The organism is Klebsiella sp. P1927 (assembly GCF_018204675.1).
Classification (GTDB): Bacteria; Pseudomonadota; Gammaproteobacteria; order Enterobacterales; family Enterobacteriaceae; genus Klebsiella; species Klebsiella pneumoniae.
The window spans coordinates 642,614-655,653 of sequence record NZ_CP073377.1; the positions used below are offsets into that span (position 1 = coordinate 642,614).

Sequence of the window (13,040 nt, forward strand, 5' to 3'; positions counted from 1 at the left end):
AGGCGCGTCGTTTATGCCGACACCGCCAGCTCGCGCGCCTGCGGCAATGCAAGACGCATGACGTCGCGGGCAATCATAAGCTCTTCATTGGTGTTGATCACCGCCACTTTGACCAGCGCATTATCCGCCTGAATAAAGGTCGCGCTCCGCTGGTTTTTCTCGTCGTCCAGCGCGAGGCCGAGAAAATGCAAATTGCGGCAGATCGCCGCCCGCGCCCGGGCGGAATTCTCGCCTATGCCGCCGGTAAAGATCAGCGCGTCCAGACCTCCCATCTGCATGATATAGCTGCCGATAGTCGCGCGAATGCGTTCGGCAAACAGCGACAGCGCCAGAGCCGCCCGTTCGTTGCCGGCGTCGGCTGCCTGTTCGACGTCGCGGTAATCAGAGGACACGCCGGAGACGCCCAGCAGCCCGGATTCATTATTCAGCAGCTGGCTGAGCTGCTGGGCGGATTTCCCTTCTTTCTCCACCAGCCAGGGAAGAATCGACGGGTCGATATCGCCGCTGCGGGTGCCCATCATCACCCCGGACTGGGGAGTAAAGCCCATTGAGGTATTCACCGATTGCCCGCCTTTGATGGCGCAGACGCTACAGCCATTGCCCAGATGGCAGCTTACTACCCGCAGGGCGCTCAGCGGTACGCCCAGCTTTTCCGCCAGCGCGCTGCTGACATAGTGATGGCTGGTACCGTGAAAACCGTAGCGGCGAATGCCCAGCTCGGCGTAATAGCGCCAGGGGAGGGGATAGAGCCAGGCCTCCGGCGCCAGGGTCTGGTGAAAGGCGGTATCAAAAACCGCCACCGCCGGTACCGCGGGTAACAGCTGGCGAAAGAGACGTATGCCCAGCGCATTGACCGGGTTATGCAACGGCGCCAGCTCCGCCAGGCGCTCGATCTCCCGCAGGGTATCGTCGCAGACCAGCGCGGCGTCTTTGAAGCGTTCGCCGCCGTGGGCGACGCGGTGGCCAACGCCGTCGATCTCCTGCAGGCTGCTCAGGATCCCGCGGCCGGTCAGCGCCTCCAGCAGCAGGGTCACTGCCTCATGGTGATCGGCGATGGGCAGCGTCTCCTGCCATTTCTGTGCCGACGTTTTCAGCGTGAAGCGGGCCTCGGGCAGGCCGATACGTTCGATCAACCCCTGACAGAGCAACGCCCCCTGCGGCATGTTAAGCAGCTGAAACTTCAGGGAGGAGCTGCCGGCGTTAATCGCCATGATTTTATAGGTCATTGATATTCCTCTGCATTCAGGCAGGCGAACAGGTCATCAAGCCCGTCGCCGGTTAACGCGCTGGTGATAAAGATATGTCCGGCGCCCGCCGTCTCGAGCCATGTCCGGACCTGTTGCAGACGGGGCGGGGCGGCCAAATCGGCTTTAGTGATCACCCCGATGACCGGGCGGTTCATCGGGGCGGTAAACCCCGGAGAAAAAGGTGACCAGGGCGCATCGGCATTTAGTACCAGCGCGATGACATCGGCCTCGCAGGCGCTGGTGAGCAGTGCACTGTACAGGCAGCGGTTTTCCAGATATTCCCCGGGGGTATCGATGGCGGCCGGCGTCCAGACGATGGCCTGGGTTTTCTGATAGCGCAGGGTTTCGCCACGCAATACCTGGGTCAGCGAGGTTTTGCCGCACTGGCTGGGTCCGATTAGCATCAGGCGTTTCATGGGCTCAGGTCCGGGTAATTGGGCAAGCGGTGAAGCGCATCAGCTCACCGAGGGTGCGGGTGACCTGCCTGAGCGCGTACTCCACGGCGGAGACATCGCCGGTCAACACCACCGCGCCGGTGAAGCGATCGAGAAAACCGATCTCCACCGCGCCGGACTTGGTAGCGATGTCGCAGGCGATAATCGATGCTTCACTGGGGGTAATGGTAAGAATGCCGATGGCGGAGACCGCGTCCGGCAGACCCAGCTTTTTGAACAGATCTTTGCCAGGATTGGCAATGAGATGCGCCAGAGTAACCTGTTTGCCCGGGACATACTCCTGGATCATGCGTTCGGTAGGGGTTTGCGGTTCCATTATCCCTCCATCAGCTGTTGCCACAGCGCATCGTGCGGTCGCGGGATCACTGCCCGGTGAACCAGTAATCCTTTCTCGCCTGCGCTGTCGCTGGCCACCGTGACGGCGTTGTCGACATCGGCGATATCACCCGCCACCACCATGTAGCATTTGCCGCCGATACCAAACGCCATATGGACCCGCACCAGGGTGACGTTGGCCGCTTTCACCGCGCGGTCGGCGGCGCTGATGCACGCCGCCACGCTCCAGGTTTCGACGATCCCCGCCGCCTGCCGCTGCCCGACCACGTTGAGACCGCTGATCGCCGGTAGTACGCTGGGGTGAATGTTGGCCAGCACCAGGCTGTCCACCAGCATCTCCCCGGCGCGCGCGGTGCCGGCGGCGATTGCCTGCTGCACGGCGCCGACGTCGCCGCCGAGCATCAGCAGGAATTTCCCGGGGCAAAGGGTTCTGCAGAGCAGGAGCTGTACGTTCGCGCTTTTCAGCATGACGTCGCCCAGCTCCATCCCCCTGGCGATGCTGGTCAGTTCTAAAATTCCGATAGCCTGGGTCATGATTAACCTCTTACAAGCGTAATGGCCTGCTCCGTGATGGTGGAGACCAGGCCGTCAATACTGGCGTGCACCGGCGCGCCGAGGGCGTCGGCGGGGATATCCGCCAGCACCTGGCCGCGCGTTACCCGCTCTCCCGGCGCGACGCAGGGCACGGCGCTGATGCCGATATGCTGGCGCAGGGGCAGGGTGACGCAGGCCACCTCCGGTTCCACCGCCGTCAGCGGCGCTTCCTGATACCAGGGATCAAGTCCCAGTTTGCTGATGAGCCGCTTGACCGGCACCAGGCGGTGCTTCGCCATCTCGTCCGCCGGACGCAGCGGTCCGTCGTAGCGCAGGTTTTTCGCCCTCAGCTCACGTTTCAGCAGACGGTTGATGCGCATGGGGGAAATACCCACCGGGCAGGCGACGCTCTCGCAAACGTTGCACTCCGAACAGGTCAGGGCGCTGAGCAGCAGCGACGGGGTGGCCGCCTGGCGATAGTTCACCGCCCGCACCAGCAGATGAGGGGAAAGCTCATGGCCGATCAGGTGCCGGGGGCATAAATCTGTGCATAAACGGCACTGTTCACAGACGGTGCGGGCGATGGCGAGCAGCGTTCGTTCATCCTGCCGCCGTCGCTGGATCAAAGGATGGTTGCCCGGGAGCACCAGCAGGCCGCCGGTGGTTTTGGTGACCGGTGTCTCGAGGGAGGTAATAAGCGAGCCCATCATCGGACCGCCGTTGATAAACCCCGGATCGTCAACCGTCGCGCCGCCGGCCAGATCCAGCACCTCGCGCAGCGATATACCCAGTGGTACGGCCAGCGTCAGTGGACGGGCGACGGCGCCATTGACGGTCAACGTCCGGCGAGTTACCGGATAGCCCTGTTCCACGGCTCTGGCGATATTGAGCACCGTCTGCACGTTATTGACCACCACGCCGACGCTGACCGGCAGCGCGGCAGGTGGTACGCGGCGTCCCGTCGCCAGCCAGATAGTGAGCACCTCATCCCCGGCCGGATAGACGTCAGGCAGAATATGCAGCCGGGCCCATTCCGGGAGTCGTGGGGTTAATGCCGCAATCGCCGGAGCATATTTCGCCTTCAGGGCAATGATCCCTTCCCGGGCGCCAGTGGCGGTCATCGCGTAACCCAGGCCGCGAATCAGTCGGTCAGCCTGCTGAGCCATCAGCTGTTGGTCAACCTTCAGCATCGGTTCGCATTCGGCGGCGTTCACCAGCACGGTGTCCACCCGGGCCTGCAGTTTGATGTGGGTCGGAAAGCCTGCGCCACCGGCTCCTACGACGCCAGCGGCCCGAACGCGTTCGCGGATCTCCGCTGCATCAATGCTTGATAGTGGCACTATCGCTTCACTCATTGCAGGCTCTCCAGCAGTTGCGCGATGGCCGCGCCATCGACCGGACGCGGGTTGGTGCGCAGGGTGGCGTCGGCCAGCGCGGCCGGCACCATGGCGGGAATTCGCGATAAGAAAAGGGGATACTTTTCCTGCAGCGCGCCCTTGAGGGTGGGAATGGCGCACTGCTGTTTCAGCGTTTCCACCGCGGTAAGCAGCGCCTGGAAAGCCTCCTGTTCGCCAGCTTCGGGCGGGCAGAAGCGGCAGGCCCTGGCCAGGCGTGCATAGCGCTTAGCCGCTCGTGGCTCGCCGGCATTGAAGCGGATCACCGCGGTCAGCAGCAGCGCATTGGCCAGGCCATGGGGGAGGTGAAACTGGCCGCCAAGCTGATGGGCGATCGCATGATTGAGCCCAAGGCCAGCCTGGCTAAAGGCCATACCGGCGAGGGTTGATGCATTGTGCATTTTGCTGCGGGTCGCAATGCAGTCGCCCTGACGAATCGCAACGGGCAGGGCGCGAAACACCAGCCTTACGGCCTTTTCCGCCAGCGCATCGGTAAAATCGGTGGCCTGCGGCGAGACCCATGCCTCCAGGGCGTGGGTCAGCGCGTCCAGCCCGGTATGGGCTGTGATGGTGGGCGGTACGCTAACCACCAGCGTCGGGTCGATGATCGCCATGTCGGGACAGAGCGCCTCATGGAACAGCGGGTACTTGATCCCTTTTTCCGGGTCGCTGATGACGCAGGCGCTGGTCACTTCCGAACCGGTACCGCTGGTGGTGGGGATCGCCACGCAGGTGTCGACAGGCAGACCGCCCTGCTGGCTGAACCAGACGATAGCCTTGGCGGCATCCATCGCCGAGCCGCCGCCGAAGCCGATCACCACCTGCGGACGCAGGGCCTGCATCTGCGCTATCCCTTTCGCCACGGTGTGAATGGTCGGATCCGGTGTAATATCGCTGAACACGCTGACGCGGTTGCTGGCGGGCAGCGCGGCGCGCAGTCGGTCAAGCAGCGGCGAGCGCGCCAGGAAGCCGTCGCAGACGATCCAGATGTGCTGATGGCTAAAGCGCTGCAGCGCGGCCAGGCTGCCCGGGCCGCTGTAGAGGCGCGTTTGCAGAGAAAAGGTATGCATGGCGCCCCCGGTTAGCGAATGGAAAAACCGTTGGTCAACACGCAGCGCCGCAGGCGGGCGAACGTCCGCGCGGAGGTGGTGCCTTCTCCGGTTGGCGTGGCGATGGTGAAGGTGGTAAACCCTTCGCCGCCGACGCCGATTCCCGCGTAAGACGGGCCATTTTTGACAAAAATGGAGGTCTGCAGGGTGCGTGCCGCCAGATTGAGCCGCGAGACATTCTGCGAGTGCATAATGGCGGTGTGGTGCAGACCCTCCTCTACGCGCAGGGCCAGCGCCAGGGCGCTGTCAAAGTCGGCGACCCTGACGATCGGCAGCACCGGCATCAGCTGCTCGCAGGTCACCCAGGGGTCGTTCGCCTCCACCTCGGCTATCAGCAGGCGAGGGGGGCGAGGCGGAACGGCGAGACCCGCCGCCGCCAGCAGCGCAGCCGGGCTTTTACCGACCAGTTTTTTATTCGCCGCGCCGTCGGGCAGGCAGACGGTACGCAGGGTATCGGCCTCCTGTCGGCTCAACAGCAGCGCGTCAAAATCCTGCATCTGCTGGATCAGGCGGTCAGCGACGGAGGCGACGACGATCAGGCTTTTTTCGGCGATACAGGGCAGGTTGTAATCGAAGGCGGCGCCGCTGATAATATCTTCGGCGGCTTTGACGAGATCGGCGGTTTCATCAACGATGCACGGCGGATTGCCGGCGCCAGCGCCGATCACTTTTTTACCGCTTTTCATGCCCATCGCCACAATGCCAGGGCCGCCGGTGATAGCCAGAACGGCAATCAGCGGGTGGGACATCATTTGCTGGGTGGCTTCAAAGGTCGGCTCGGCAACGGTCACCACCAGGTTACGGATCCCGCTGCAGCGGTAGGCGATCTCTTCGATCCTGGCGATAAGCTTCAACGAGACCTTTTTCGCGCCGGGATGGGGGCTGAAATAGACGCTGTTACCCGCCGCCAGCATGCTGATACTGTTGTTGATAATGGTTTCCGTTGGGTTGGTGCTGGGCGCCACGGCGCCAATAACCCCGAACGGCGAGTACTCAAACAGCACCATCCCGCCATCGCCGGTGAGGGCGCTGGTAGTGAGATCCTCTATGCCCGGCGTGTTTTCAAGAGCGGCTTTATTTTTCAGATATTTATCTTCTTTGTTGCCCATGCCGGTTTCCGTGGCGCTCTCTTCCGCCAGCGTCGCCAGCTCGGGGGCCAGCGTCTCCCGCAGGGCGCTGATAATGGCGCTGCGGGTTTTTAGCGGACACTGCTGATAGCGGAGAAAAGCCTGATGAGCGGCGTCGATGGCGCTGCCGACATCGCAGAAAATGCCCTGCTCTTGCTGAGGGGCAGGGGGCGTCGGCGCGAGCTTTTCACTGAGGATGGTGCGGATAAGGGTTTCCAGTTCTGCTGTATTCATTGATGAGTTCTCACGTTAATGGCCGCCATGGCAGCCTGTGCAATAGCCATATCCTGCTCGACGCTGCCGCCGCTAATGCCGAGGCCGGCTATTAGCTGGCCATCGCGCCACAGCGGATATCCGCCGCCAAAGGTGACGACTTTGCCCTGCAGATGGCTCTCCAGACCGTACAGCGCAGCGCCTGGCTGTACGGTCGTCGCGAGCTCGTGGGTGGCGGTTTTCATGGCGACGGCGGTCCAGGCTTTTTTCGGCGCCAGCTCGCTGCTGACCAGCAGCGCATCGGGCATTCGCCAGGTCACGGTTTCGGTGCCGTGTGCGTCAACGATGCTGACCACCACCGGCACCTGCAGCTGGCGGGCGTGTTCAATGGCCTGACGGATGAGCTGATGCAGCTCGTGAAAGGAGAGCGACCCGGCCTGGGCTTTGGGCGCGTCGGGCGCAGGCGACCCGCTGGCGGCCAGATAGCGGGCCGCGATCTCCGTCACAAGGCGGCGCTGGTGAGCGGCATGATCCTCGCTGCGCGCCAGGGCATACAGGCAGTCAGATAAGCGGTTCAGATAACGCAGCAGCATCTGACGGATAGTAACCTCTGCCCCCAGCTCGACCAGCCGGCGCTCCGCCCGTCTGGCAACGGTGCGGGCCAGGTGCAGACGGCTGGCGGCTTCACAGCGTCCGGGCAATACAAACTGGTGCAGCGCCGGCACGCGGGCCATCTCGCGATCGATGGTCTGCTCCAGCAGGGCAATCTCTTCGCTGCTGATATAGCGCTTACCCGGTGATGGCTGTTCGCTGTCGCTGGCGAGCTCCGCGCTGAACCAAAAAATGTGCTGCTGCAGGGCTTCGAGCAGGGTGCGCTGTTCCTCTTCAGCGACGGCGCAGACGCACAGGCTCAGCATGGCGTTCAGTTCATCCAGGGTGCCGTAGGCTTCGACGCGCGGATGCGTCTTGCTGACCCGCTGGCCGGTAAAGAGTGATGTACTGCCGGCATCGCCGGTTCGGGTATAGATAGCCACAGGCGCCCCCTTAGCGTGAAAGTGAGTCAACAATGCCCACGACGGCAAGATCGATGGCCTCATTCGGGCCGCTGAAAACGTGGCGTGCGCTCGAGCCGCTGCAGAGCAGCACCAGCTCGCCGACGCCAGCGCCAACCGAATCTACCGCCACTTCATCGCCGCTCGTGGGGAGAATCGGACGATCGTCGTCCGCGCTTACCCGGCGCACCAGCAGCAGTTTTTTGCCGTTCAGAGAGGGCGATTTTTGCGTCGAGACGACGGCGCCGGTCACGCGTGCCAGATGCATAGTTCACTCCTGCTTAATCAATTGAACATGCCGCGCGACGGCCGCTTCGCGGGCGAGGGCGGTGATAATGGGGCGGCGGCGCAGCACCAGATAGCCGCCACTGAAACGGGCTACGTCGGCATAGGTGAGCACCGACGCGGCGTGAAGCCTGACGGGCTGGCCAAGCGGGTCGCTGAACGTCAGCGGCAAGCGGGCGAGTTTTTTTACCGCCAGCGCGGGGAGCTGGGCGGGAAGCAGCGTTAGCTGTACCCGAACGCCCCAGGCCATCGCCTCATGCAGTGCGCAACCGGCTGCCGCCAGCGCACGCTGGCCGGCAAGCTGCTCCAGCAGCGGTAAATCCACCTGCACGATGCGCAGCGAAGCGTGCTGGCACAGCAGGCTGCGGATATCCGCTTCGCCGAGCTGGGCCACGCTGAGCGTGGCCGTGCTGAGGGCGCGATGGCGCAGACGGGCGGCGACCTCTTCGACGATACGCTGCAGCATCGCGTGGTTCATGGCTTCGTCACCAGCGTTGCCCAGGCTTGCGCAGCGTCAGCGCCTGCCGCATTGGCCTCGTCAGTATCGATGTGCATCTCAAGACGCATATCCGGGGCAACGCGGACCGCCACGTTGTCGAAGATAAGCCGCCTGTCGCTGCCTTCGATCGCCACCGCGACGCTATCGCCATGGGAGACGCGCAGGATCAACGCATCAAGTGGCGACATATGAATATGTCGCTGGGCAACAATCGTCCCGCCGCTCAACTCCAGTTCGGCAAAGGGGCTTATCAGGCGGATCCCCGGCGTGCCCTGCAGATTGCCGGACATGCGCAGCGGCGCGGCGATACCGAGGATCCGGGCGTCGGTGCGTGAGATTTCCACCTGGCTGGTCTGGCGCAAAGGGCCGAGCAGGCGCACGTTGTTTAATCGCCCTTTGGGGCCAACCAGGGTCACCGTCTGCTCTGCAGCATATTGTCCCGGCTGCAGCAGCGCTTTTTTCGGCTGGATGGGCTGCGCGGGAAAAAGCCTGGCATAGTCAGCCGCCGCTAAATGGATATGGCGACTGGAGATACCGATTGGAATGGGACGCTGGCGCATCTCATCCAGCACTTTGTTGACTGTCGAAGCCAGCTGTTGTTTATCCATTACGCGTCACCTCGTTTACCGGCGTGCAGGCACTGCGAGCGGGGATCGCCTTTTTGTCGTGGGCAGTGTGGGTCCAGGCACAGGTTGCAGGTCACCCGCTCCGTAGAGTGGGAGGGGGCGTCTGTGAGGGCCGTGTTCTCCTCCGTCACGGCGACGTCAGGCGCTGGTGAAGGCGCCTGGACGCGGGCCGGCAGCAGGCCTTCCCCGGGCCTGGCGATAACCTTCTGCGCTACCAGCCCCTGCTGCCGTTCGGCGAGTTCGGCCCCGGTCATCACCGCCGCCTGGACAGAGGCCACATCACCGGCGATCTTCACCACCATCCAGCCGGAACCGTTGGTCTTTTCCAGGGCGAGCAGCGTGATGGCGGCCGCTTTCGCCATAGCGTCGGCGCAGGTGATGGCCAGGGCCAGACCGCTGACCTCAAGTAATCCCAGTGATTGCTTCACGCGGTGCTCCTTTTTTGAGGGTCAGACGGATTTCGGCAGAATGGCCTCAACATCGCTATGCGGGCGCGGGATCACATGGCTGGACTTGACCTCGCCGACCACGCTGGCCGCCGCGCTGCCGGCGTCAACGGCGGCTTTGACCGCGCCGACGTCTCCGCGGACCATCACGGTAATCAGCCCGGAGCCAATTTTTTCGTAACCAATCAACTGCACGTTGGCGGATTTCACCATTGCATCAGCGGCTTCAATGGCGCCAACCAGGCCTTTCGTTTCAACCAGTCCTAGTGCGTTATTCATACTGCGTTCTCCTGTGGATTAAGCATGGCGATCCCGAAATGGGATCCCTTTGACGAGACGAGCCGCATTGTTGCCAGTGTTTCGCCGGGCCAGCCTGTTCTGGTGATACATCAGCGAAAACAACGGAGTTGATGCGGGTAAATTTTTGTAGTGCACGATGAGCCGTTCCCGGTCGCAGGCGATGCCTACCTGCAGCGGCGAACGCTGCGCCGCCTGCCAGGCGTGATGGATAAGATCGCCGCCGGTCTGCGGCTGCAGAACAAAAGGAATGCCTTCCTCTTCAATGCCCAGCAGGACATCGCGCCACTGTTCGCTGCATTCGTCAGTGACGGCAATGACGATGGCGGGGGCGACTACGCTACTCTCCATGTGTGCCTCCTTTTTGCCAGGAAAGGAGTAATCCGCTGGCGACCGCATTGCGTGGGCCTTCACAGCCGCGGATGTTGCCGCGCCCGGCAACCAGCCGGTAGTGCGCCAGCGCGTCGGTGACCAGCTGGGGGATCTCGAAATCGAGGGACGAGCCGCCCACCAGCACCACGAACGGGATGTCGCGAATGTTGCCGGTAGGGCTCACCTGGCGTAACGCTCGCAGGGCGTTGGTGATAAAGACGCGTGATTTGGCGCTACGGCGAATGGCGCGCACTTTCTCCAGCGGCAGATCGCCGGGCAGGGGAACCAGTTCATCCGGTTTCACCACGCAGACGCGGGCAAATACCGTCGGTGGTAAGGCCGACGGAAAAAACTGGACGCTGCCGTCTTCATGACGCAGATGAAACAGGCTTTCGACTTTAGCCAGCGGATATTTTTTGATCTCTTCCGCCAGGTAGCGGTCCTCAAGCCCCAGCTCGCGGGCGATGATCATCGTGACCATATCGCCGGCGCCGGCCAGGTGAGTGGCGCTGATCTCTCCCTGCGCATTGATAATGGAGGCGTCGGTCGACCCGGCGCCCAGATCGAGGATCGCCAGCGGGCGCGTGGTGCCGGGAGTGGTGAGCGCCCCAAGAATGGCCGCCTCCGCTTCGGCGCCGCCCACCTGAACCGCAATCTGCAGTTTGTGCTCAATTTCACGGGCGATGAGGGCCATCTGCAGGCGATCCGACTTGACCATCGAGGCGATACCCACCGCCTGCTCCAGCGAGAACTCTCCCGCAAGACCGCCGGTCACGCTGACTGGCACCGCCGTATCAACGGCCAGCAGATCCTGAATGCGGATCTCCTGAGCTGGCTTATTGGTAAGCTCCGCCATGGTCTGGCGCACGTGCTCAAGCATGCCGCCGATATTGGTGCCCGCTTCTCCCGCGACGTTGTCCAGTTTGCCGCAGCCGTCAACCGCTTTCATGATGGCTTCCGCCCCGGCGGCCACATCAACCTGTACGCTGCGCCCCTGAGCGATGAGCAGCAGATTACCTGCCGGAATAGCGCGGGCCTTGACGTCGCCGGAGGGGGTTTTCACCACCACGGCCGAGCGGTTGCCAATCAGCGCCCGCGCCATTGGCACGATATTTTGGGTCTCCTCGGCGTTGAGATCGAAAACGGTCGCAATACCGTAGGGGTTGGAGAGCGTTTCGATGATCTTACCGGGTAAAGCGACCTCGACGGCCGCCAGCATGCCAAGTGGAATCCGGTCGATATGCTGAACTTCGTCGATCACCGGTAGCGGTTGCTGTAGCCGGTTATTGACCAGCACGCCGTCATCCTGCTGCAAAATAATGCCGGTTATCTGATAGCCCGCTGCCGTTGCCGCATTGACCATCGCGGCGACATCGGCAAAGTCAAAGGCCGAGGAGACCACCAGAATATAGGGAGTGTCCGCGGAGCAGGACAGCAGCGCCTCTGGTGTGATGGTGATGCCGACCCCCAGTCCGACGCCGCCGGGTGTCTTCGGGTTATGGCCGATCATGGTGGACTCGGTGATGATGGTTTCCGTGATGGTTTCCATCGCCACATCGCCAATGACCGGCGTGGCTTCGTTAATGCGAATAAGCGAAATATCGCTGAGCTGAATGCCGGCCGCTTTTGCCGCCTGCGTTAGCGCCTCCTGGATACCGAACACATTTCGTAATGTGCCTTTTATACCCGTGGTTTCAGCCAACGCGCTGTGGCGAATGTTCAGCACACCTGCGTCATCGACCGTCGCCAGGGCGACTTCTGTCGAGGAGTTGCCAATATCAATGCCAGCGATATAGCGCATGCTTACCCCCTGTTAATCGTCGCCTTTGAGTTTCTTACGCTCGATGTACAGCCCGGCCGCTTCCCGAACAAAGGCGGCACAGAGTCGTGCCTGGTAGCGATGCTCGAGATCATCAGCGATCGCCAGTAGCTCCGCCTGGGTGGAACGGTATGGGCGCAGGGCGTTGTAGATCTCAAGGATTCGGTCGTCGGGAACCGCGGTGAGCTCTGCGGCCCGCTCAAAGTTCATCGCCAGCCGATCGCGTCCGGCATCCTGGGCGATCGCCGCCTGCATACGCAGCGTTTCCGGAGTGATGCGCATGTCCTGCGCCGTAACGCGATCGCTTAATACGTTCTCCAGCGTCAGGTCATCGAGCGTTTTATTGGTAGCGGTTTTGACCCACTCCGGATGGCGGGTCGCTAACGGGTAGTCGCTAACTTTTGGCTGGCGAACGGTGTCGTTTGTTGGCGCGGCTGGCGCGGGCGTTATCCCGTCCTGTAGGCTGTTCATCCGGCTCAGCACGTCGCGTACCATGGATTCAATTGCGTCGGTATTCATCGGGATATCCTTTGTTAAAGCGCCACGCGCAGTTCCTGCGGGTTTTTGCCCGTCACCACGTATTTGGTCTCTTTAATGTGCAAAATGGCCGACTTCGCCTGGTATTTGGGACGAGCCATCTGATCGTTAAGCGTCGGCACCGGCTGCGGCGACTCGCGTTTGGCGTAGCGCGCGGCGTTTTTGCCAATCTGACGGTAGGTTTCCAGCGTCAGCAGCGGCGCCTGCGGGAAGAGTTCCAGGTTGGAAAGCGGCGGCAGGCCGCGCTGGTGGATGACGGTGGTGCCTTTCGACTGAATACCGATCGAGATGCCGGAACCGCTCAGGCGGTTGCCTTCCACTGCCACGAAGGCGACGTCAGAAGACTTAAAGCAGCGGATCACCCGGGCTTTGATGCCTTCTTCCTCAATGCCGGCGATCACTTCGCGCAGAATATTTTTATGCGGAATGCCGACGATATTGGCGGTTTGCGCCAGACCAAACGCTGGCCCGACGGCAATAATGACTTCATCCTGCTGCGTGCCGGGTTTGGCTTCGCCGATTTCCGTCAGGAAGCTGTCGCCGGACACAGGCGCAACGGCGACCGGCGCGGCAGAGGCGACAGAAGCCGCAGGCGCGCTAAAGGAGACCGGCTTATCTGCGCCTGATTTCATCTCCACCAGCACCTCTTCGATAATCTGGCGCAGCAGCGTTTCGTTAATTTCCATTTTTCA

The 13,040-nt window shown here is 62.3% G+C and carries 17 protein-coding genes; all 17 read right to left on the reverse strand.

The annotated features are described in order from the left end of the window. Positions 1-11 precede the first annotated feature (11 nt). From KB892_RS03335 to pduD, 17 genes are read right to left on the reverse strand one after another with little or no spacing between them, the layout of a single operon-like run. Positions 12-1,226 carry an acetate/propionate family kinase gene (locus tag KB892_RS03335; protein ID WP_002915859.1) on the reverse strand — a complete coding sequence of 405 codons (1,215 nt, stop codon included), beginning with the start codon at positions 1,224-1,226 and terminating at the stop codon, positions 12-14. After that, on the reverse strand, positions 1,223-1,663 hold the full coding sequence (gene pduV, locus KB892_RS03340) for a propanediol utilization protein PduV (protein ID WP_002915858.1): 441 nt from the start codon (positions 1,661-1,663) through the stop codon (positions 1,223-1,225). Before pduV ends, KB892_RS03335 begins: the two co-directional genes overlap by 4 nt. 4 nt (positions 1,664-1,667) lie before the next feature. Beyond that, positions 1,668-2,018, reverse strand: coding sequence for a propanediol utilization microcompartment protein PduU (gene pduU / locus KB892_RS03345; protein ID WP_002915850.1), 351 nt, complete (start codon positions 2,016-2,018; stop codon positions 1,668-1,670). After that, entirely contained in the window at positions 2,018-2,572 is a 555-nt protein-coding gene (gene pduT, locus KB892_RS03350) for a propanediol utilization microcompartment protein PduT (RefSeq protein ID WP_004151971.1), read from the reverse strand. The genes pduU and pduT overlap by 1 nt, the downstream gene beginning before the upstream one ends. Positions 2,573-2,574: 2 nt before the next feature. Beyond that, a complete protein-coding gene (locus KB892_RS03355; protein WP_004151972.1) occupies positions 2,575-3,927 on the reverse strand; it encodes a 4Fe-4S dicluster domain-containing protein in 1,353 nt (450 codons plus the stop codon). After that, complete coding sequence (gene pduQ, locus KB892_RS03360) at positions 3,924-5,036, reverse strand: 1-propanol dehydrogenase PduQ (protein WP_004151973.1); 1,113 nt, start codon at positions 5,034-5,036, stop codon at positions 3,924-3,926. The genes KB892_RS03355 and pduQ overlap by 4 nt, the downstream gene beginning before the upstream one ends. Positions 5,037-5,047: 11 nt before the next feature. Then, on the reverse strand, positions 5,048-6,436 hold the full coding sequence (gene pduP, locus KB892_RS03365) for a CoA-acylating propionaldehyde dehydrogenase PduP (protein WP_002915818.1): 1,389 nt from the start codon (positions 6,434-6,436) through the stop codon (positions 5,048-5,050). Continuing rightward, positions 6,433-7,449: a two-domain cob(I)yrinic acid a,c-diamide adenosyltransferase PduO gene (gene pduO / locus KB892_RS03370; RefSeq protein WP_002915816.1), complete on the reverse strand. Its 1,017-nt coding sequence runs from the start codon at positions 7,447-7,449 to the stop codon at positions 6,433-6,435. The genes pduP and pduO overlap by 4 nt, the downstream gene beginning before the upstream one ends. A gap of 10 nt (positions 7,450-7,459) precedes the next feature. Beyond that, positions 7,460-7,735: a EutN/CcmL family microcompartment protein gene (locus KB892_RS03375; protein WP_002915814.1), complete on the reverse strand. Its 276-nt coding sequence runs from the start codon at positions 7,733-7,735 to the stop codon at positions 7,460-7,462. Between the two features lie 3 nt (positions 7,736-7,738). After that, positions 7,739-8,230 (reverse strand): microcompartment protein PduM, encoded by a 492-nt coding sequence (pduM, locus tag KB892_RS03380; RefSeq protein ID WP_002915812.1) that lies wholly within the window; start codon positions 8,228-8,230, stop codon positions 7,739-7,741. Then, the gene (locus KB892_RS03385; RefSeq protein WP_002915810.1) at positions 8,227-8,859 is read right to left on the reverse strand and encodes a phosphate propanoyltransferase; all 633 of its coding nucleotides are present in this window, start codon (positions 8,857-8,859) and stop codon (positions 8,227-8,229) included. Before KB892_RS03385 ends, pduM begins: the two co-directional genes overlap by 4 nt. Continuing rightward, on the reverse strand, positions 8,859-9,305 hold the full coding sequence (locus KB892_RS03390; protein ID WP_002915808.1) for a BMC domain-containing protein: 447 nt from the start codon (positions 9,303-9,305) through the stop codon (positions 8,859-8,861). The genes KB892_RS03385 and KB892_RS03390 overlap by 1 nt, the downstream gene beginning before the upstream one ends. 21 nt (positions 9,306-9,326) lie before the next feature. After that, on the reverse strand, positions 9,327-9,602 hold the full coding sequence (gene pduJ, locus KB892_RS03395; protein WP_002915806.1) for a propanediol utilization microcompartment protein PduJ: 276 nt from the start codon (positions 9,600-9,602) through the stop codon (positions 9,327-9,329). Positions 9,603-9,620: 18 nt separating this feature from the next. After that, on the reverse strand, positions 9,621-9,971 hold the full coding sequence (locus KB892_RS03400; protein ID WP_002915803.1) for a glycerol dehydratase reactivase beta/small subunit family protein: 351 nt from the start codon (positions 9,969-9,971) through the stop codon (positions 9,621-9,623). Further along, entirely contained in the window at positions 9,961-11,793 is a 1,833-nt protein-coding gene (locus KB892_RS03405; protein ID WP_004151974.1) for a diol dehydratase reactivase subunit alpha, read from the reverse strand. Before KB892_RS03405 ends, KB892_RS03400 begins: the two co-directional genes overlap by 11 nt. Positions 11,794-11,805: 12 nt before the next feature. Then, positions 11,806-12,330 (reverse strand): propanediol dehydratase small subunit PduE, encoded by a 525-nt coding sequence (gene pduE / locus KB892_RS03410; protein WP_002915750.1) that lies wholly within the window; start codon positions 12,328-12,330, stop codon positions 11,806-11,808. Between the two features lie 14 nt (positions 12,331-12,344). After that, entirely contained in the window at positions 12,345-13,034 is a 690-nt protein-coding gene (gene pduD / locus KB892_RS03415; protein ID WP_002915746.1) for a propanediol dehydratase medium subunit PduD, read from the reverse strand. Positions 13,035-13,040 lie beyond the last annotated feature (6 nt).